At 42.8% G+C, this 19,039-nt stretch carries 24 protein-coding genes; 14 read left to right on the top strand and 10 right to left on the bottom strand.

What is annotated here, in order from left to right:
- The first annotated feature begins 6 nt into the window (after positions 1-6).
- Entirely contained in the window at positions 7-768 is a 762-nt protein-coding gene (gene istB / locus ABZR88_RS10760) for an IS21-like element helper ATPase IstB (RefSeq protein ID WP_107831783.1), read from the top strand.
- Between the two features lie 139 nt (positions 769-907).
- Here istB and ABZR88_RS10765 read toward each other — a convergent pair whose 3' ends face one another.
- The 8 genes from ABZR88_RS10765 to ABZR88_RS10800 form a co-directional block, all read right to left on the bottom strand.
- On the bottom strand, positions 908-1,246 hold the full coding sequence (locus ABZR88_RS10765; RefSeq protein WP_107831745.1) for a hypothetical protein: 339 nt from the start codon (positions 1,244-1,246) through the stop codon (positions 908-910).
- Positions 1,233-1,862, bottom strand: coding sequence for a ParA family protein (locus ABZR88_RS10770; protein ID WP_107831743.1), 630 nt, complete (start codon positions 1,860-1,862; stop codon positions 1,233-1,235). The genes ABZR88_RS10765 and ABZR88_RS10770 overlap by 14 nt, the downstream gene beginning before the upstream one ends.
- A 24-nt stretch (positions 1,863-1,886) precedes the next feature.
- Complete coding sequence (locus ABZR88_RS10775) at positions 1,887-2,864, bottom strand: relaxase/mobilization nuclease domain-containing protein (protein ID WP_107831741.1); 978 nt, start codon at positions 2,862-2,864, stop codon at positions 1,887-1,889.
- 424 nt (positions 2,865-3,288) lie between these two features.
- A complete protein-coding gene (gene mobC / locus ABZR88_RS10780; protein ID WP_107831747.1) occupies positions 3,289-3,702 on the bottom strand; it encodes a plasmid mobilization relaxosome protein MobC in 414 nt (137 codons plus the stop codon).
- A 188-nt stretch (positions 3,703-3,890) separates the two neighbouring features.
- The gene (locus ABZR88_RS10785) at positions 3,891-4,835 is read right to left on the bottom strand and encodes a toprim domain-containing protein (RefSeq protein WP_107831739.1); all 945 of its coding nucleotides are present in this window, start codon (positions 4,833-4,835) and stop codon (positions 3,891-3,893) included.
- A 534-nt stretch (positions 4,836-5,369) separates the two neighbouring features.
- Positions 5,370-6,206 carry an RteC domain-containing protein gene (locus ABZR88_RS10790; protein WP_107831737.1) on the bottom strand — a complete coding sequence of 279 codons (837 nt, stop codon included), beginning with the start codon at positions 6,204-6,206 and terminating at the stop codon, positions 5,370-5,372.
- A 72-nt stretch (positions 6,207-6,278) separates the two neighbouring features.
- Complete coding sequence (locus ABZR88_RS10795) at positions 6,279-7,652, bottom strand: cysteine peptidase family C39 domain-containing protein (protein WP_170113697.1); 1,374 nt, start codon at positions 7,650-7,652, stop codon at positions 6,279-6,281.
- A 1-nt stretch (position 7,653) separates the two neighbouring features.
- On the bottom strand, positions 7,654-8,295 hold the full coding sequence (locus tag ABZR88_RS10800; protein WP_146166622.1) for a hypothetical protein: 642 nt from the start codon (positions 8,293-8,295) through the stop codon (positions 7,654-7,656).
- Positions 8,296-8,440: 145 nt separating this feature from the next.
- Between ABZR88_RS10800 and ABZR88_RS10805 the strand changes: the two genes are divergently transcribed.
- Positions 8,441-9,019, top strand: coding sequence for a rhomboid family intramembrane serine protease (locus tag ABZR88_RS10805; protein WP_170113696.1), 579 nt, complete (start codon positions 8,441-8,443; stop codon positions 9,017-9,019).
- Positions 9,020-9,051: 32 nt separating this feature from the next.
- Here the strand turns inward: ABZR88_RS10805 and ABZR88_RS10810 are convergent, their stop codons facing one another.
- Positions 9,052-9,231 carry a hypothetical protein gene (locus ABZR88_RS10810; protein ID WP_107831729.1) on the bottom strand — a complete coding sequence of 60 codons (180 nt, stop codon included), beginning with the start codon at positions 9,229-9,231 and terminating at the stop codon, positions 9,052-9,054.
- Between the two features lie 121 nt (positions 9,232-9,352).
- Between ABZR88_RS10810 and ABZR88_RS10815 the strand changes: the two genes are divergently transcribed.
- The 12 genes from ABZR88_RS10815 to ABZR88_RS10870 all read left to right on the top strand — a co-directional run bounded on the left by ABZR88_RS10815 (position 9,353) and on the right by ABZR88_RS10870 (position 17,796).
- Complete coding sequence (locus ABZR88_RS10815; RefSeq protein ID WP_107831727.1) at positions 9,353-9,706, top strand: helix-turn-helix domain-containing protein; 354 nt, start codon at positions 9,353-9,355, stop codon at positions 9,704-9,706.
- 70 nt (positions 9,707-9,776) lie between these two features.
- Entirely contained in the window at positions 9,777-9,983 is a 207-nt protein-coding gene (locus ABZR88_RS10820; protein ID WP_170113695.1) for a DeoR family transcriptional regulator, read from the top strand.
- A gap of 53 nt (positions 9,984-10,036) precedes the next feature.
- Positions 10,037-11,428 (top strand): protein kinase, encoded by a 1,392-nt coding sequence (locus ABZR88_RS10825; RefSeq protein ID WP_107831723.1) that lies wholly within the window; start codon positions 10,037-10,039, stop codon positions 11,426-11,428.
- Positions 11,382-11,828, top strand: coding sequence for a MauE/DoxX family redox-associated membrane protein (locus tag ABZR88_RS10830; protein WP_107831721.1), 447 nt, complete (start codon positions 11,382-11,384; stop codon positions 11,826-11,828). The genes ABZR88_RS10825 and ABZR88_RS10830 overlap by 47 nt, the downstream gene beginning before the upstream one ends.
- A gap of 77 nt (positions 11,829-11,905) precedes the next feature.
- Positions 11,906-12,214, top strand: a complete 309-nt coding sequence (locus ABZR88_RS10835) for a hypothetical protein (protein WP_107831719.1) — start codon at positions 11,906-11,908, stop codon at positions 12,212-12,214.
- Between the two features lie 287 nt (positions 12,215-12,501).
- Positions 12,502-13,479, top strand: coding sequence for an NAD-dependent epimerase/dehydratase family protein (locus ABZR88_RS10840; protein WP_107831717.1), 978 nt, complete (start codon positions 12,502-12,504; stop codon positions 13,477-13,479).
- Positions 13,480-13,516: 37 nt separating this feature from the next.
- Positions 13,517-14,266 (top strand): hypothetical protein, encoded by a 750-nt coding sequence (locus ABZR88_RS10845; protein WP_146166621.1) that lies wholly within the window; start codon positions 13,517-13,519, stop codon positions 14,264-14,266.
- The gene (locus tag ABZR88_RS10850) at positions 14,267-14,800 is read left to right on the top strand and encodes a hypothetical protein (RefSeq protein WP_107831713.1); all 534 of its coding nucleotides are present in this window, start codon (positions 14,267-14,269) and stop codon (positions 14,798-14,800) included. It abuts the gene before it with no gap.
- A 243-nt stretch (positions 14,801-15,043) separates the two neighbouring features.
- Positions 15,044-15,268, top strand: a complete 225-nt coding sequence (locus tag ABZR88_RS10855; protein WP_107831711.1) for a helix-turn-helix domain-containing protein — start codon at positions 15,044-15,046, stop codon at positions 15,266-15,268.
- A 578-nt stretch (positions 15,269-15,846) separates the two neighbouring features.
- Positions 15,847-16,149, top strand: a complete 303-nt coding sequence (locus ABZR88_RS10860) for a hypothetical protein (protein ID WP_107831709.1) — start codon at positions 15,847-15,849, stop codon at positions 16,147-16,149.
- Positions 16,150-16,278: 129 nt separating this feature from the next.
- On the top strand, positions 16,279-16,926 hold the full coding sequence (locus ABZR88_RS10865) for an SOS response-associated peptidase family protein (protein ID WP_107831707.1): 648 nt from the start codon (positions 16,279-16,281) through the stop codon (positions 16,924-16,926).
- Between the two features lie 33 nt (positions 16,927-16,959).
- Positions 16,960-17,796 carry a hypothetical protein gene (locus ABZR88_RS10870; RefSeq protein WP_107831705.1) on the top strand — a complete coding sequence of 279 codons (837 nt, stop codon included), beginning with the start codon at positions 16,960-16,962 and terminating at the stop codon, positions 17,794-17,796.
- Between the two features lie 29 nt (positions 17,797-17,825).
- On the opposite strand, the gene ABZR88_RS10875 is transcribed toward ABZR88_RS10870, so the two are convergent.
- Positions 17,826-18,773: a hypothetical protein gene (locus tag ABZR88_RS10875; protein ID WP_107831703.1), complete on the bottom strand. Its 948-nt coding sequence runs from the start codon at positions 18,771-18,773 to the stop codon at positions 17,826-17,828.
- Between the last annotated feature and the right edge of the window lie 266 nt (positions 18,774-19,039).

The raw sequence follows: 19,039 nt of genomic DNA on the forward strand, positions 1-19,039 counted from the left end.
ATCGATATGAACACGAACACCTTAGACAAACTTCGCAAACTGAAGTTCTATGGCATGTACCATGCCTTTAAAAGCTGCCTGGAAACGGGACAGACCGCAGAATACACCACTGATGAACTGCTGGCCCACCTGGTAGAGGCCGAATGGGACGACCGGCAGAACAGGCGCATAGAGCGTACGATCATGTATGCTAAGTTCCGCTATAAGGCCTCGGTAGAGAACATCCACTACCATGCCGACCGTAGTATCGACCGCAATCAGGTAATGCGCCTGGCAGACTGCCACTTTATTGACCGGAATGAGAACCTGTTGATCACAGGCAGCACCGGTATCGGCAAAAGCTATATCGCTTCTGCTATCGGACACCAAGCCTGCATACTGGGTTACCGCGTGTTCTATGCCAGCACACCCAAACTCTTTGCTAAGCTGAAGATGGCCAAGGCAGATGGTTCCTACATGAAGGATGTAGCCAAACTGGAACGCCAGCAACTACTGATCCTGGATGACTTCGGTATACAACCTTTTGATGCGCAGAGCAGGGCCGCACTGATGGAGATCATTGAGGACAGGCACGGTAAGACATCCCTGATCATCACCTCTCAGCTGCCGGTCAGTAAATGGTATGAGGTCATTGGTGAAAAGACGATCGCTGATGCTATCCTCGACCGCATCGTGCATGATGCGCACCGGATGGAACTAAAGGGAGAGTCGATGAGAAAAAGAAGGCCCGCAGAGCCCGAAAAAAGCTATCTGCAAAACACACTTTAAATAACTACTTTTGACAACGCTTCTACAGCGTTCGCTGCGCTCGTTCGCCAGCACTTTGGGTGGTCAATTTGCCACGGAATCACCTGGTCAACTTCTCCGTATTATACAATTAAGATCCAGGTAGCAAAATTTAACCATGTCATAAGTCTGTGTTTTCAATAAAGTGTTTAATGATCTGTTTAATATCCGGGGTATTCCCCACGAGTTCTTTGACGGCAAAGGCGACCAGTTTTGAGATGTCTACGCCGGTAGCCATTTTAAATTGATTCATCAGCCGTACCGTTTTTTCGTCGAAACGCACATGAACCATATGCTTAAAACCAGTGGTATCGTAGTCTTGTAACGTTTTCAGAAACGGGGAATCTGCCTGCCGCTCTTTTTTCTTTGCGCTCCTGCTGTTTTTGGTCGTGGCAGTTTTCGAGGCCGGATCTTTTAACTCTCTCCGGATCTGATCGGCCAGCGATTTAATATTTTCCATGAATGTGTTCCGCATAGATCTGGTTCAATACCGGTGATAAAACCGGGGTTAATAAAGTTGGGGTTTGGAATGTTGTCAACCGTTGAAAGTCGATGCGATCCGGCAACATCGGCGTCAGCGTTCCGAGCCGTAACAACTGGGTATTGACTTCTTCCATGATCTCAAATTTGGCATTGGCCTTAATCCGGTTGGGCACAAATACCAGGGGCATCTTCGGACTCACTTTTTTTAATACCAAAGCAAAATGAACCGTTGAGACGAAAGTGAACTCATCATAAGCAAAAGGGCATATGAGCAAATTGCCGAGAACAAACACATCCAGTAATCCATCATCATCAAGCTTACCTGGCAGATCGATCAATATGATGGCATTTTTTGTATCCGCAATGGAATTCATTAATGAGCCGAAGCCTTCCAACGTTGCCGGCAACACTTCATAAGGTTCCTCATTTTCCAGCAATTTGGCTTTATCATATTTCTGCATCAGGGACTGCTGATAATCGAGATCGATGACGAGCACCGGGCATTTTTTTTCGAGGGTGAGGTAGTTGGCCAGACTTAGTGTGATTGTACTCTTGCCCGCACCACCCTTTTGATTTCCGATAAGAATGATCATGATGTAATTGATTTAATAGATAATCTAACGCGTATTGGTGCGGGCTTTCCGCTGACGCCGTCTCCGCATCCCGTGAATTTGCTGATCGTCCACATCTCCGGCAATCCAGATTGACTGCACGTGAATGGTCCGAAGCGGGTTATTGCTGATCTGCTGCATACCCGGCTCCTTAAGTTCTCTGTTAGGAAAAATCACCTGGTTTCTGTCACGATCACCGAGCAATTCTTTAAGCCCAAGCACCTCGCTTCCCTTATAAACGGTCAGGGATTGATGATCAATGATGGTATAGCCATACGGCTGCTTACCTTCGGCAGCGTGAAAAAGCAGTTCTACGGAATGTTGATCTTTGAGCACCGGTAGCATTTCCTTTTCATCACGTAGACCCAGCAGCACTTCTCTTAACGCTTTTATCCTATCCACATCAGGTTTGTACGCTGCTATGCAATCTTCAATTCTTTTGTGATCAGGATCCAGGCCAGCGAACCCGGCTTGTTCCAGCAACATAAAGTATTGCGCTTTGGTACTGATCCGGTAGGCTGAAGCATACTCATAACCCAATACTTTCGACATATTTTTCTGCGAGCGGATCTTCTCATAAGCACTGTTGATCTTCTCCCCTTTGCGGTCTACCCTTGAGCTGACGATGTGGACATGATTGTTTTCGGTATCCTTATGATAGATGATCAGGTAAGGCTGCCTACCGTAACCCATTTCCTTCAGCCAATTCTCCGCAATGGCCGTCAACCGTGCCTTATCATACAGGTGGCCTTTACCGGAGATCACGGCGTGAAACTGCGGCTTTTTCACCGCCGGGTTTAAAGCAGCCAGTGTTTTCAAGTAATTGACGTAGTCTTGTGGCCGAAGATTTGAGAATCCCTGCAGCACGCCGAAGTTGGCGACTTTCATCAACTCCCCCTTATTACGATCCACTTTATTGGTGTTATAGCGAACACCCGGAAAAAGCGCACCGCTCTTTTGTTGATAAAGCAGTTTTACAATCATGAACAGCTGTTTAATATAACTGAACAGCTAGCTCGCCACATAGCAACGTAGCCAGATAGCTGACCAGCGCACTATCACCATAAACCACTAACGCTATAACTACGGAACTAAAGAACCTCATATCCACCTATCCAGTCATCACTATAACTAACTCACGGTCTATCGCAGTACCTGTATAACTGAATGTCTCTATAACCACCTAACTGGATAGCCAGGTAACCGAAGACCAGCGTAACGAAGTAACTGCGTAACCAGATACAAAGATCGTTATAACAAGCTAGCCCGGTAACACCGTCACCAGCTATTGGTGTAACCGGATAACTGACTAACCTGGTAACCAACAATCTACATAACAGTATAATCAAGTACATCGGTAACGATATAACTAACTGGCTAACCGTATAGCTTAGTAAACCAGTTACAGTTAACGACTGATCATTTCCAGGATGATCTTTCGCAGACTGACCTCCAGTTTCGATTGCAAAGTCAGATACCTTTCGAGTAAATCGTTAAATTGAGATACGACCTCCGGCCGGAGGCTTCCCTGGATGCGGAGTGTATTGGCATGGTGGGCTAACTGATTAATATTATTGCCGGCGCGTCCGAGTTCTGTACCTACCCTGTCCAGTTCGCCGAGCAGCGCCTGTGCGTTGACAACCACCATTCCAGCTTCGTTCAACAGCCGTTTCCGGACGAGTTCAGTCTTACTGATCCCTAATTCCCTTTCCATCGCCAGCACTTTCTTATACTCCTCTTCGGTAAACCTGACATCAATCTTTCGCGTACGTTTACCCTCCGGCATCGGAGGCCTTCCCGTCTGGCTTTTGGATTCACTCATAAGAAAAAACGAGTTGCGAGTTTTACCATTACCCCGTAGGGCAAGATCGCTTTTTGGGAGACGTGTCGGACAAAAAGACATCTTGCCCCATAAAAATCAAGGGGATATTTCCTTATTAAAATTCTCCAACCGGGCTATTTTCAGCTTCAGTCCCCATAACTTTCTACCGAAACTCCTGTCCAAAAAACTTATCGACGAAAAGGCACTTTAACATTTGCGAACAGGTCAGCCGGCTTAGCTTCCATGGGGGAAGCTTTTAGCGATGCCTGCAATTTATCATTAAAGTCTTTGTACCCATCGTAGACATTGGAGCGGTCTGTGGCGTACGGGAGTTCCCCGATGAATTCACGGGTATGCAGCAGTCCCGGTGGATCCCGGTCAAAATACAGGTCGATATCCGGAAAGGATTTTGCTTTACCAACGCCCGCTTTGAGCAATGAGAGAGAATTCAATACGATCACACTTCGGTCATCGTCCGGCTTCTCCACCTTCCAGCTCAGAAAATCCAGAAAGCCCTCGAACACGGCAACTTTCCTGGGGTTGCCATCTACAAAAGAAATAGCCTTAGTACCGATACAACCTTTGAAAAAACGATTCCGGACTTCCCACCCGCCACATTCGTTTAGCCATCCGGCGGCGAAAAAGTACCTCCTGTTTCCTTTTTTGTTTTCAATGTAATAATTCAACTCCCTCAGGTATGGGCCGGCGACGTGAAACACGCCGCGGGATTTAAGGTATTCTGTTATTGGCAGACGCGTTCCAAGAGGATTGACCACCTCAACCTTGTAATGCGGCTCTTTAATGGCGTTCCGTGGGCGAGTCTGCGCCTTTGCAGGAAGAGGCGTCCTTTGATACACCTCATTGAGCTTTTCGACGACCTCTTGAAAACCAGCTGGCTTCCAATAAGCCAGACCGAAGTCGATGACATTGCCACCTTTACCTGTCCCATGATCATACCACACCCCCAACTCATCGTTTACACTTAAGGAGGGACGCGTGTCATCATCTCTGAGCATACTGATATACATAGCCTCCCGGCCACGTCTTGGTACTGGCTCGTAGCCCAGCCGGCTGAGCAGTTCGACAAGCGACACCTGTTGCTTGAGCTCACTGGCATTTAAACTTTTTAGCATTGGGAAAATCTGAAAGTGATTTCTGAAGGATCTCTATGAATTAATAAAGTGGCCCCCTATCGTTCTCATAAAACTTCAGAAAAATTCGGTTAACTATCAGCACCGGCAGCGGGATACGATCCCGTACGATCTGCTCCTGCCGGTGTTTAATTCGGGACTACTCACGTCGTATCCTACAATACGGACTCTCGTCTGCCCGGGCGCTTTCAGTTATTGCGGCTTGACGCTCACCTTCGCCCGATTACCGGTATCTACCGGTTAATGCTTCGTCCCCAGATGTCAAAGAACTTGGTTAATCAACCAGGAGCATACGAACAACCGCTATCTGTCTGCTCGCCATCAAATGCCGTCCTATGCTTTGAATGGCACTTACTACTTCATAGGTGCTGTTGAATGCGCTCATCGCCAGCAAAATTGTCGGTAATCCGGAGGGCGTTATCAGGAGTAGTTCGGTAGTACCGAAAAATTCATGGCACAAAAAAAAGGCGGGATGCCCCGCCTCGATAAACCTGAATGAATTCTTCCGTTTGAATGCTACACAAGATCGCCTTCCATTTTTTTCAGGATCGCATCGCGCATTTTGTCGATGAATCGTGTAATGCTTAAGCGCTTGCGGCGAGCAATCTCCGTGAACTTTCGCTGGGCAATGCCTATGTTAACCTGCAGATGTTTTTCCAGCCATCGCACGATCTGGCTGAGGCTGGCATTACCGTCATTCAGCTGCCCGGTCAGCCATATTCCGTACGCCAGTTCGACAATATTGACCACATCACCGGTCCAACGAAGCTCCGGAACCTTCTGATCGGCATCAGACAATGGCGCACCTCCATTCTTCAGGACCTCAACTTCGTAAGAAATATGTCGCTGTACCGCTTCATAAGCTATAAAACGGGCAAAAAGATCGCTCATAGCTGTTGAACAATCAGGATCAATATCAGTGGTGTCAGGAACCGGCACACTCAATACACCGGAATTGCGCCGAAAATACAGGTGATCCATTTCGGAGAACTGATTCTTGTAATACTGGAAATAGAATGAATTGAGTTGAAAAAAGATCTGAAGACCCTTTAGGGATTCTTCAAAATAATGCACAACAGAGGCGGAGGTACCGATGGGCTTGTTTACGATCAGGTTGTACTTATAGATCTCTTCGATCTTCAATGCAACTATACCGGGCCGAATGAATTTAAAAAACTCGATTTCTGCGCCCGAATCTTCAAAGGGTTGTTGTTTTACCTGTTCTCTGAAGTATTGCAGACATTCATCTATCTGCCGGTTTGCATTTTGCAAATACTCCAACGGCTCCGTGAAAGGAAGCTCGGTGAGCAGCTGTTCTAATTCTGTGGTCTTGTTTTTAAGCTGTGTATTCATAGGTGTGTGGATAAGAAATAAGCACAGGCGTTCCCTTCCGACTTTCGTCCGGCAATATGGAAGGGCATTAAATTATTGAAGAACTCTCAGCAACTGAACAGCAGCGTCCGCGCCACTGTCGATAATTTCGATAGCTGAGCAAATCCTGGCCAAAAGATTTGTGATGAGGAAAGTAAGCAGAGAACATAAAACGACGGTTTCGAAATAAATCGTACCGCTGAGATAAAACAGGATCGCCAGAATGATGACCGTAATCACCATGCCCATTCCGAGCAAATCAGTTAGCAATAAAAACTTCAAGGATCTGATCGCGAAACTGGCCGCGGCATTCCTCATAACGGATGCCCGCTGTTGGTGGCGGCTAACGCATTGGTCCAATATCCCTGCATGATGGAGTTGATCAAACCGGCCCAGATCACGTTTGATAGCCGTTTCGAGGTTTCCCGACATCCGGTTCGTTTCCTGCATTTGATAATGAAAGAACGGTACGCGCCGGTGGTTAAGATAACCAATTACGACTATCCCTGTGAGAATTACCAGGCCCGCTGCAGGGAGATAAGCCATTGTAATGGCCAACATCAAAATGATCATTGCACCGTCCCCGACAAAAGTAGCGATGAAAACAGAGGCGGCGTTTTGAACCTTCTGCAAATCAGTCAGGGAATCTTTCACACGCGGCGCAACAGCATTGCTGCCTGCGCCGCGAAAAATTGCACCGAGATAGCGGGTTAACAACTCCTCATTACATTTAACATTAAAGATCATCAACGTTCGCTGGCGTGCAAAGTTGAGTACGGCTTTAAATATGCCTATAAATGCCAGCAAAATAATAAGAACTGCAACAGTGGACGGGTTGAGCATCGCGCTATTTACATTCGTTTTCTGAAAGAACCACGAAAGCGAGATCCCAAAAACGGCTGACACGCCCGTCAGTAAAGCCATCACGATCAATAAGGGTAATGGTACGCTAACTAAAGAAAAAAAGATGCTCCAATTTGACCGTTTAAAACCGGCCAGGTTCTTGGGTAGTTCCTCAAAATACAATGCTGCCCTACTCTTCCATGAACGCATCAGGACAGCTTCATCAACGGTGTAAACCTGATTTGCCGGATCGGCAAGCACAAACCGACCGCTCTGCATTCCGTAGAAAACCTGATAGTGCCCAGCTCCATCCTCGGGTTCAGTATGAATAATGCATGGGTGTTTCAATGTTCGTAAGTAATCAACCTCCATCTCTACAGCTCGGGATTTTAATCCATAGTCACCGGCAATGTTCCGCAATTCATTCAGTCCCAGTCCTTCCGCCGATGACATCTCAGTCATTATTTGACGGCTTGCATCAACCTCTCCGGCATAATTTAGCACCATAGCCAGGCAGGCCAGTCCGCAGTCGTCTTCACCATGCTGGCGAACAAAAATTCTTTTCAGTTCTGTTATTAATTTCATATCAGTTTGGAGTTGGGAAAAACATGATGCTTGCAAAACAGACACATATGACCCAAAGAACCAGGACAGGAACATATGTCTTAAGTACGATCTTCAGGGAGTCATCAAATGTATTTGTACTTATCCGGGAGAGGCCGAAAGCGAGCAGGAACCAGTATGCCAGTTCAAAAAGGTTAACTGTTTGCAGCGGGTAATACCAAACAGCTGGCAGATCTTCAAAAAAAGACAGCATTGAAAGGACATAGGTTCGATGCCAGTCGAGCAATGTGCCGGTGGGATAGTAAAAGTAAAACCAGGCGATTTTGGCAGCGGCCCCCGGCAAAAAAACAAACTCAGCAACAACGGAAACCCATATGACCTTTCGGAACTCCACTTTTTGTCCAAGCGCATAAAGGCCGGTATAGAGCAGGCTCCCTGTTAAGAAGATTTTAACAAAACAATAAATAGTTTCGTACAGGTAGCTCCACCGCTGAACATTTGCGTATAAGTTTATATTTTCACTCGCAATCATCGATAACGAGTTCCCGCTCCGTGAATAAAACTCCGGAGTCAGGATCAGGTGATTTGCTACGTAAATCAATGAATACGATAAAAGGAGCAATAAACAGAACATTGACAGTACCCGTTTTGTGAAGAAATCCATAGCCCTAAAAATTTTAGGTAAATTTCAGTTAGGTTGGGGACAACACCTATCAGGAGTACTTTTAAACTATAAGGCAAACTAATACACTTTCCGGAACTGATTACTTATGATTGGTCGCAAACCCTAAAATCTCTACCCTATGCCTATGACCTGGACCATTGCGCTGCTGATATTTATCAGTAGCTGCGTTTCATTCTTAAACTCGGTATACTTCGGGAAGCTGCTGTTACATCCAGTCAGCATTTTTCGCTCAAACGAATATTACCGGCTTTTCACTGCTGACTTTGTGCATAATGACATGGTGCACCTCGTGCTCAATGAGGCCATGCTTATTTTAGTATGTGGGAAGTTGGAAAAGCTACTAAGAGCAACCTATGAGTATGGTAGTTTAAAGTTCCTGGTAGTTTACCTGGCAAGCATGCTATTCGGTACGGTAGCAGTGACGATCATCCACCGCAGTGATTTTGATTTTTCCGGTGCCGGTGCCTCTGGGAGCATCCTTGGTTGTATGTTTTGCTACACTATCCTGAAACCAGAAGTAACAGCTTTGTACCTCCCCCTTATCGGGGCGATTCCGAACAAATGCGATGCACTGATCTATATCTTAGGTTTAATCGTTTATAAATTAAGAGGGAAGAATTCAATGATTAATCATGAACTACATTTCTTCGGTGCATTAGGTGGCATTTTGGTGACGTTCGTTCTTTTTCCTGGGGTTATATAAAAGATTGAGCCGGTTTGCCCGGCTCAGTCTTTTTACCACCAGCCTAAGCAAGATGGACCGGTAGCTGCTGCGACTGCACCAATCACTGCCCCGGCACCTCCGAACAAGCCCCCTAGCGATGCTGACATGGCTACATTGTAACCACAGTCTTCCATGCTTACCTTCAGCCCTCCTTTAATTTCTTCGGCTTCTTTTTCTGATAGATCTTTCATTTTATAAAGAGAAATAAGGGTTCTTCCCAACAGCGGGAATTGCGATAAAACTCCGTTCTATTAGCCTCGGAAGCTAAAAGCCTTACTTTTAAATTATTATTTTTGCTTATAACATACACCTATGAATACCATGGATACTATAGGAGAAAAGATCCGGATCCAGCGACTGATCAAAAACTATAGCCAGGAGTATATGGCTTTTATGCTCGAGATCTCACAGCCTGCCTATTCCAATATTGAAAGCGGAAAAACAGAGATTACCCTCAACCGGATCTACGAGATCGCAGAGGTCCTGGAGATCTCCGCCTATCTTTTAATGCCCAAGCCGAAATACGGAACAGGTATCAACCTGCATACCTTTTATCACACCCTTAAAAAGCTCGGCAGCCTTTTATCGAAACCATCACAGGAAAAGAAAATGGCAGCAATCCAGCAGGGAATTGTCTACAGGGACATATCAAAGAACCTGGACTAATAAATTACAATCGCTTTTTATAGGCTGTTGATCTTTGTTTGGCCAACTTTATCTTAAACCCTATGATAAAGTGGATTACAGATCATACGAACAGCGCTTAGCTTATATCTTAGAGCTATTGGAGAAAGGCCGCTTCGGATCGCTGGATGCCGCGGCCATCCGTTTTTGTGTCAGTACACGGACGGTCAAACGTATGCTCAATCACCTTCGGGAAAATGGGCATCAAATCGTCTATGACCGTTCAGCAAACAAATATTTTTTAAAAAAAGATGAGTGACGTTTTATGTCTTTCACCCTGACGAGTTTTGCTCTCACCAAAACCGAACGATCATGGAGAAAGCATTCTATATTCACCTGCAAAACTATGCGCCGCTGCTGAAAGCCGAGCGTATACCCTACAAAGAAGACGATAAATGCCTGACAAGTGGCCTGTTGTCGCCAACAAAAGGCTTTATGATTTTCATCAGCTGTAAAACCCTACAGACGCCTGACCTATTACGTACCGTTCTTCCTTATTTAAAGAAAACCGCCCTACCCTTCCGGCTGATCAAAAACCAATCGCAGCAATACCGACTTAATTCAGGTGTTTTTGGTGAGGAAGAATGCGGGAAGGTTATTTCCATCTACTTGCAAGACGCTGAACTGCTACAAAGCATTACTAGTGAGCTCATCGTTATAACGCAACTCTTCAAAGGCCCGGTAGTCTCACAGGCCCAGCAACTCGCTGACGTTCTTTATCTACAACAGGTGAACCTGCAAGACGATCAGGTGCTTCTTACCAGACCGAAACCCGACGAACTGCCGATACCCATTCCTAAACAATATCTCAGAAAAGCCAAATCAAATTCGATACTCGGCGGTGGTTACCTTCCCGTTCAAACCCTTCGTAAGTCCCCAAAAGGCGACGTGATCAAGGCGATCAATTTAAAAGGATTTGCTTTTAATTGGTGCCTGATCAAACAAGGTAAGCCGGTAGCACTTGACGACCATTTCGACCGGGATATGAAAGATCGGTTACTATGGCAACGGGAGATCATTCAGCGCGTGCAGGCTAACGTCCATACGCCACAATATATCGACTACTTCGAGCGAAATGGCGCATGTTACCTGATCACTGAATTTGCTGAAGGGCTTTCGTTCGGTCAGGCCATCCGTGATATACTTAACGGAACAGAATGGTCTGGGCTCAATATTCAAAACCGAAGCCAGATCCTCATCTGGTATTTGCAGGCAATCGGTCTTGTTGACAAAATACATCAGCATGGTCTTATCCATCGTGACATTACCGACAGCAACTTTATCATCCTGAAGAATGGCGAGTTATGTATCATCGATTTTGAGCTCACCTACTCATTAACCGAGCAACTACCCAACCCGCCTTTTCTACTGGGCACGTTTGGCTATGCAGCGCCGGAGCAACTGGAATATGCAGTTCCTGATCAGAAAGAAGACATCTATTCACTCGGCGCATTGCTATGTTTTGCTCTTACCGGCTGCCCACCGCGAGAATTCCTTGACACAACCCTACAGATCACCAAAGCCAAATTGCTTCGTCTAACCCAGTCGCCATTACTGACGGCTACCGTGATCCATTGTCTGGCTCCACAGCGTAAAGAGCGTCCTGCGTTAGCCACTATCCAGTTAAACATTCACCAAGCACTACAAGCATTAACCTATGAAAACCCAGCAACAAAACCCCAAACCGAATCCCTGGCTTATTGAAACAACCGCCTGGCTGCTGGCCTTATTGTTCATTTTTACGGCGGCCAGCAAGTTGATGGATATGCATCACTTTATTCAGCAGATCGACAATCAGCCATTCGATAACCACTTTACACCATTCTTGGTCATTGGCCTTCCGGTAGCAGAACTAGCGACAGCCCTGCTACTTTTCATACCCAAGGTTAGAACGACCGGGCTTTGGCTCTCAGCTATCATGATGACCACCTTTACCGTATATGTGGCACTCGTCACCTTTCATTTCTTCGACCGGGTACCCTGTGCTTGTGCCGGCGTATTCAACCGGATGAGCTGGACCCAACACTTGATCTTTAATATCGTCTTTACCGCAATTGCCATCTATGGCATCCTGCTTCAAAAACAAACACCTGAAAGTAATTAAAGATATTCTATGCGCAATGAATCAGGACAAGCCGAAAACCTGTAACAGAGTAGGCATTACCTTAACATCTTATTTTTATGTTCAACAACAAAAAAAGCTTTCTTCAAAAAGCAAGGATCGCGATGGTAGCCATCGTGACCATTCTGGGCCTGAGCGGTGCTCACGCCATGGCGCCTGCACATCACCAGGATGCTGTTAGCTGGGGGGTCGTAGGCACTCAAGGAAACGATTACATCGTGACCGCGGTTACTGCAAATTCATTCTGTTCATCTTCGGATGCTATCTGTAAAGTACAGTCTGAAGCCATGCCTGATCAACAAACCGGCAGATTGTCAAAAGATCTAGCCACGCCGGATCCGAATGCAGAAGGCACCTTCCACAAGTAATCTTCCTCCCTCAAATGAAAAAGCCGCCTCGATATGGAGGCGGCTTTTGGACTAGACTTTTATGCCGGCTACACGTGCTCGTTTAAAAGCTCTTATTTATTCAATAGAGTGATTTGGTTTTCTCAAAACGATCAGCCTTCGGAAGGCTTCTTTTGCTAAAAACAATCTACAAATACCTAGATCAACAACATTTGGCAAATGTGTTTAAAATTTGTAATATTACTAAATTACTTTACAGAGAGAAGAAAGATAACTTTCTGTTATTTACAAACCTAAGCCTACCATAAATGAAAAATATATTGATAACAGGAGGCGCGGGCTTTATTGGAAGCCAATTGACCTCTTTCTTGTTGTCTGATACCGAATACAATGTTTTCGTTATAGATAATTTCGACCCTTTCTACCCAAAAGAAATCAAAGAAAAAAACATTTCATCTTTTCTAACAAATGCTTTTTATACATTTATCAATGGTGATATACGTAACTATGAAGTACTGAATAGCTTACCTCAGATTGACATTATTGTACACTTAGCAGCAAAAGCAGGGGTTAGAGCTAGTATCAATAACCCTATAGACTACCAGGATGTAAATGTGGCGGGCACATTAAATCTATTGGAATATGCTCGCAAACAAAATATCACTCAATTCGTCTTTGCGTCCTCAAGCAGTGTTTATGGGTTAAACCCTGACAGCCCTTGGAAAGAAAATGCAGAGCTTTTACCTATAAGCCCTTATGCTTGGTCAAAAATCTCCAATGAGATGCTTGGGCGAGTCTATTCACAACTATATAATATTCGTTTTATTGCACTTCGATTTTTTACAGTTTATGGTCCATCCCAAAGACCTGATTTAGCAATAAATAAATTCTTCAGAAATATAAGAGACGATCAACCTATTCCCGTTTATGGATCCGGTGAATCAATTCGAGATTACACTCATGTTTCAGATGTAGTTGATGGAATCACAAAAGCAATGTTATATGATTCATCCAATTTTGAAATATTTAATATTGGATGCGGTAATCCAATAACCCTTAACCATTTAATTCAAAAAATCGAAACGCTTTGTGATAGAAAAGCGAAGATAGTAAACTATCCCGTTCAACAAGGAGACGTACCGGTTACATATGCTGATGTTGGCAAGGCAAATAAGCTTCTTGGATATTCCTCCAAAATATCCATTGAATTTGGTTTAAAAGAATATAGCGAGTGGTTTTTCCAAAACGAGATCAGTCCTTTAAAACTGACTGATTCAAAGTTGTAGCCGTCAATGTAGTTTGAATTAAATACGGATTGTAGATATGGATATTTTGCAAAACATGAATAATCATGTCCCTAATTGTGTTAACATAGTTTGCGAAGGGAACATATCTCATTGGCATATAGTTTTTAAACAGATACATTTATTTCTAGACCAGGTCGATAACAGTGCTATTTTTCACATCGAATTAAATCATTCGACTGACGAATTTGTTTCCTTAAAGTTTTACCCAAAAAGTGATTTAGAATTAGATGATTTTTATTTGATTTGGAAAAAAAAAGTACCACAACTAGATACCCAATGTTTTACTTACAACATTTCACAAATATCGACAACTCCCTCTCCCTGCAAGACCTCCAAATTTTCTGTATCTTACGTATTGAGCGTTTTTATAGTATCAGAACTGAGACATTCAGAAACAACAATTGACTCAATACTATTAATTGGATTAAAACTTGTATTAGGATTTAAATCAGTTTTGCCCGATAACTTGAAGAAAGACTTAGTTAGCTCGCAAATAGAATTTAGGATTCCCAATGTCTTCCTAGAGCAAGTGTTAACCCAAAACCAATCTATTATTACCGAGATAATTTCCTCACTCCACTTTCCACAATTGCATTTAAAATCATGGATAGAAGCCTGTTGTTACGCATTATCAAAAGAAACTGCTGATTACTTTAATTTAAAAACGACGGCACATAGAATACTTTATCTAATAAATATTCAACTAGGGCTTGATGAAGCACTATCTACAATTATAAACTATGCATTCTTAAACGTCCTTATATAAATGAGTAAACAAGCTGTCTTACTTTTAACGCAACTCCACGATGGCAAAGTATTAAAAGCTTACAACAATCTTTCCGTCGCGTCTAGTCATTTTGCAGAGTCTTACATTCTGTATCATAAAAGGTCTACACTTCCTTATGAATTCAGTGAACTAAGACTCCACACTTTTACAGATTCAATTTTAAACGATTTAGGATGCACCCCACTGGCTCCTAAAATTGTACCGGGCAGTTGCCATTTTCCACTCTATGATTTCTTTTTAGCCTGTCCAGAATATGATTACTATTGGCTTATAGAGGATGATGTCCATTTTGAAGGCGATTGGCGTTTTTTCTTTGAGGAATGTAGCCAGCATTACTTAGAGGTAGACTTCCTTGCCTCACATATTTATCTATATGACCAGCAACCTCTTTGGCGATGGTGGGATTCGCTATGTCACCCTAACAAGTTTATTCCTTTTGATTTAAGACTGCGTTCCTTTAATCCGATCTATCGAATTTCTAAAAGTGCACGCCCAAAGAAGGATGAGCCCTAAAGCAAAATAAAATTGTCGCTTTGATCTTTTAGGTTTTGATGATACATCTGAATCGGACAGATGAGGGACATGAGAATTCCCTTGATCAATTGGGTTTGACATAGTTTAACTAATAATTGGCTATCTAATATTACAAAATATGCCGAAATAATTATTCATTCTCAGTCAAATATACAAAGTGGTGGAATATACCCCACCACTTTTGAATTAAAAAACAACAATTTTCGCTTTACTATAAATCAAATGGTAAGCGAAGCTCATAAGGATATACTTATCAGATTTGGGAAGCATCTCGAATCTCTTCGCAAGAAACAGAATCTATCCCTCCGCAAACTTGCTCTCAATTGTAATATTGATCATGCTGATGTTAAAAAGTATGAGAATGGGGAGTTTAATCTCACATTGATTTCACTTACGGAACTGGCTAAAGGCTTGGGACTGCCATTGAAGGAGTTGATGGAGTTTTAAGAAAAAGTAGAACTATTTACTCATGGATGAGAGTAAATATAAGGCACCTTAAAATATAGCCTGATAAAACTTATAAAATACCATCCGTAAAAACCCGTCGCACTGTTCTACAATAAAACAATCGACCGAACATGTGACGTTTCTTGCGCCAACACTACTGGCGCGCCGAGCAATTTCCAGCCCTACATCTCTCCTATACTACAACTCGTCGCAACTACCGATTCTTCTTTCGTATGTGCTTTGAGTTCTTCCCTGGTATAAAGCATGGTGCTTAGCTGATTTGAAACTCAGAAATAATTAATCCAGATGATAAAAAGATGCAGAGATACAAAGATGCTGTATTAGAAGTTATTGATAATAAAGATTAAATATACTACAATTCCTAGCTCCGGGCACTCCCGCATCTCCCTCCTTTTACCTTACATGAGTGGGTTTATTCTCCGCAGTATAAGACGCCACACTTAAACGCACATGAAAAACTGTAGGCAATTGCGATCCTTTGACTAAATAACCAATTTATTTAATATATGGAACTGTTTGCAATTTGAAATAACTAATTAAATTAGTATTTTTATAAAATGGAAGATTCAAAAGCGTTTGAAATCGACTGGGGAGGTCAACCGGCACAAGTGACAAATCATAAAATAAAAACTGCACGCATCTTTCATATTATCTTCCCAGATGGGCGTCCACCATTGAATATTACAATTGCCGTAAACAGCGACGATGAAAAATTTTGGACATCAGTTCCAGAAGGGCGCCAGGCCGAAGCCGAATTTGCAGGTAAAGCGGTGGCTGCTTATCTTCGTGAATATAGGAGGATACAAGCATGTGCTACTACAACGGACAAAAAATCACCCGCACCGAGTTTATTCGATTGAAAAATCTGGAGAAAGCTGTAAAAAACTACAATTTTCTTAATGTTGGCGTATATAATGGTTTTATGTTCCAGCCTTCGGCGATTGCTGTAGCTAATTCGGACAAAACTGACTTCGATCTAACGTTAGGCCATTTGGGGCTATTTACCAGGCGCAATTAAAACGCATGACGAAGCTCAAGCCTTCATTCGCTCGTACACGACCATGAATTTTAAGTCCGAGAATATGCTTACCAATGACAAAGGTAATAAATCAATGTGGGCTAATGCGGTAGAAGCAGGTCGCACCTGCTTAGTATTATCGACGGGCATGGTAGAGAACCGGCACATTAACAAAATCGAAAAAAAAGGTGAGCCGCTTAAAGCAACAGAAGCTTTTCCATACATGGTGACTATGAAAGACCGAGAATATTGGTGGTTACCGGGCTTATATAACCAGGTATTGGATCAAGAAACCGGCGAGTTGGTTTACACATTTGCTTTTGCAACTACAAAAGCAAACGCCTTGTTCCGCCAGATTCATAATAAAGATAACAAATGGCGCATGCCCGCTATACCAAGCGATGATGTGGCATACGAATGGTTATTAGGTAATCCATCGGTACAGCGTATGCAAGAGATAGCACGGACTCAAGTAATGTCAAAAGATATGGATTTTTGCACCATCACCAAGGAATACTTAACACAACGGGACGCTAATCCAACGAATTATGATACTTTACCACCAATTGACCTGACATATCTAAATATTGCAGAGGAATTGATCTATCCAGCTGCTTAAAGCTATACAATTAACTAAATCTAACAAGGCATTATGGGCTACATGAAAGAATTGTATATAGAGATGCAGGAAGATGACGAAGGCAATGCCATCGCTCAAGCATTAGGGGTTACCTGGCTTGATCTCCATGGTTCAATTTACGAAATTGAAGCTAATAAAAACGCGAGTGGGCGAATTACCAGTTACACAATTGAATTTTTTAAGATTTCCAAAGCATTAGCAGATAAAATTGAAGGTTTAGAGAATAATAAAGTAATTGTTTCTCCAGATATTTTCGATGAAATCATCGGCATCGAAGAATATGATTATCAATGGGATGCCATAAATGACAGCGATGGAGCGTATGGTAATTTCGTTGGAGAAATTTCCGATTTGAGGGCACTAAATGCTTTAAATGCAGGGAGTGATTCGACAAACTTGATTCTTAAGCGTCAGGTTTTTATAGGCCTGATGGGAAGTATGGAAACTTACTTATCGGACACTTTTATTAAGCTAACCAGAAGCAACGCGGCATTTCTTCAAAATTTCGTTAGAACATATCCTGAGTTCAGCAAAAGAACATTTACGCTCAACGAATTATTTGAAAAACATGCGGTAATTGCCGAGACGGCGAAGACCGTTATGCTTGAAATTATTTATCACAACTTAGTGACGGTAAAACAAATGTACATTGCCACATTTGGCATTGAATTTCCCGATTTACAACGACCACTAGCACTTGTTAGAACCAGACACGATTTGGTTCACCGTAATGGCAAAACAAAAGAAGGTGTTGTTGTGCAATTAGATGAAATTATAGTGAATCAAGCTATAAAGGAGATCGAGTCGTTTATTTATGCAATTGAGTTCGAATTATCAAAGTCATTATAGTAATTCAGGCGTACCTTTCTTAAAAAAATCTATTCTTTAATGATTTTCTCATATTTCTGGTAGGCTTCCTGAATAAAAAACAACCATCCGTAATTTGACCGTTTTAGCAAATCACTTCTTACCCCGATAAACGAGGAATATATTGAAAAAGGATTAAGACCTGGAAATATCGGCAAATTACCTAAAACCCCCATCGCAGTGTTCTCTATTAAAGTCGGGCGGTTGTCTTCTAAGAATTTAAACTGGGATGAGCGTATATAACTTGCGAGATTTGATTCGAAAGTTTTGGTATCATTTGTCTTTTCAAAATCAGCCAACCACTCGTAAAACTTAATTCGGAAATCATTTAAAAAATGGCTTCGTTTTAATTCCAATAACTCACTCCACGACAGTTTCGCAAAATCAAAGTAATTTACCGAACAAACCTTTTCAAGGACTCGCTCCGGGGTACTCGTATTATTTTGAAATGTGGCGAAATACGAATCGCGATGTAGTTCAGTAAACAATGCAGAGATCTCCGAATCATGGTTTGAAATGTTCAACAAGAAGTTAAAGTCTGCTGACATTGCAGTGATGTAAAAATCGACGATTTCGAACTCCTTGGCATCTTTATAATTGAATGCATCAAAGCCAAAGCGTTTGGTTATAAAGTTTTTCATAAACAAACCAAATTCTTGACCATGTGGCCCATACCAAAGGTTAGTTTCGGGATTGACTGTAAATCGCAAATTGTCCATCAATTCTTCATTTACAAATTCTGAAACAGGTTTAAAAAACTCCGATATTTCTTTTTTTTCTTCGTCAGTAGTTTCTCCAATCATTTGCTCTACAAATCCAACATCTTGTTTTCTGGGTTCTAAATAAACATTGTTGTCAAAAAGTATGAGTGATCGTTTCAAGAGATTACTTGCTGGTTCATTATATAGATCTGAATGAAACCGCAATGTATATGGTGTAAACAAGCCGTATTTAGCCATGATGTTATTCAGGAAAAGGTGATCCCGAAGATAAGAGGATAATCTTTACCCTAAAAATTGCTTACCTAAAATTCCGCCCCTTATGTATCGCATCTTCCGCCTGCGGGCTTTTTAACGGTTTCTCCATTGGTATAAACGGCGAAGCTTTCTCGTCTGCGCGAGACAGCGTGAGTGTATAATACGGAGAAGTTGACCAGGTGATTCCGTGGCAAATTGACCACCCAAAGTGCTGGCGAACGAGCGCAGCGAACGCTGTAGAAGCGTTG

The organism is Mucilaginibacter yixingensis (assembly GCF_041080815.1).
GTDB lineage: Bacteria > Bacteroidota > Bacteroidia > Sphingobacteriales > Sphingobacteriaceae > Mucilaginibacter > Mucilaginibacter yixingensis.

Coding starts and splice junctions, on each gene's coding strand:
- ABZR88_RS10835 (WP_107831719.1), top strand. CDS start 11,906: ATGTTCAACAACAAAAAAAGCTTTCTTCAAAAAGCAAGGATCGCGATG.
- ABZR88_RS10800 (WP_146166622.1), bottom strand. CDS start 8,295: ATGGATTTCTTCACAAAACGGGTACTGTCAATGTTCTGTTTATTGCTC.
- ABZR88_RS10825 (WP_107831723.1), top strand. CDS start 10,037: ATGGAGAAAGCATTCTATATTCACCTGCAAAACTATGCGCCGCTGCTG.
- ABZR88_RS10815 (WP_107831727.1), top strand. CDS start 9,353: ATGAATACCATGGATACTATAGGAGAAAAGATCCGGATCCAGCGACTG.
- mobC (WP_107831747.1), bottom strand. CDS start 3,702: ATGAGTGAATCCAAAAGCCAGACGGGAAGGCCTCCGATGCCGGAGGGT.
- ABZR88_RS10795 (WP_170113697.1), bottom strand. CDS start 7,652: ATGAAATTAATAACAGAACTGAAAAGAATTTTTGTTCGCCAGCATGGT.
- ABZR88_RS10765 (WP_107831745.1), bottom strand. CDS start 1,246: ATGGAAAATATTAAATCGCTGGCCGATCAGATCCGGAGAGAGTTAAAA.
- istB (WP_107831783.1), top strand. CDS start 7: ATGAACACGAACACCTTAGACAAACTTCGCAAACTGAAGTTCTATGGC.
- ABZR88_RS10785 (WP_107831739.1), bottom strand. CDS start 4,835: ATGCTAAAAAGTTTAAATGCCAGTGAGCTCAAGCAACAGGTGTCGCTT.
- ABZR88_RS10850 (WP_107831713.1), top strand. CDS start 14,267: ATGAGTAAACAAGCTGTCTTACTTTTAACGCAACTCCACGATGGCAAA.
- ABZR88_RS10870 (WP_107831705.1), top strand. CDS start 16,960: ATGGGCTACATGAAAGAATTGTATATAGAGATGCAGGAAGATGACGAA.
- ABZR88_RS10875 (WP_107831703.1), bottom strand. CDS start 18,773: ATGGCTAAATACGGCTTGTTTACACCATATACATTGCGGTTTCATTCA.
- ABZR88_RS10810 (WP_107831729.1), bottom strand. CDS start 9,231: ATGAAAGATCTATCAGAAAAAGAAGCCGAAGAAATTAAAGGAGGGCTG.
- ABZR88_RS10805 (WP_170113696.1), top strand. CDS start 8,441: ATGACCTGGACCATTGCGCTGCTGATATTTATCAGTAGCTGCGTTTCA.
- ABZR88_RS10845 (WP_146166621.1), top strand. CDS start 13,517: ATGGATATTTTGCAAAACATGAATAATCATGTCCCTAATTGTGTTAAC.
- ABZR88_RS10860 (WP_107831709.1), top strand. CDS start 15,847: ATGGAAGATTCAAAAGCGTTTGAAATCGACTGGGGAGGTCAACCGGCA.
- ABZR88_RS10830 (WP_107831721.1), top strand. CDS start 11,382: ATGAAAACCCAGCAACAAAACCCCAAACCGAATCCCTGGCTTATTGAA.
- ABZR88_RS10790 (WP_107831737.1), bottom strand. CDS start 6,206: ATGAATACACAGCTTAAAAACAAGACCACAGAATTAGAACAGCTGCTC.
- ABZR88_RS10775 (WP_107831741.1), bottom strand. CDS start 2,864: ATGATTGTAAAACTGCTTTATCAACAAAAGAGCGGTGCGCTTTTTCCG.
- ABZR88_RS10770 (WP_107831743.1), bottom strand. CDS start 1,862: ATGATCATTCTTATCGGAAATCAAAAGGGTGGTGCGGGCAAGAGTACA.
- ABZR88_RS10840 (WP_107831717.1), top strand. CDS start 12,502: ATGAAAAATATATTGATAACAGGAGGCGCGGGCTTTATTGGAAGCCAA.
- ABZR88_RS10855 (WP_107831711.1), top strand. CDS start 15,044: ATGGTAAGCGAAGCTCATAAGGATATACTTATCAGATTTGGGAAGCAT.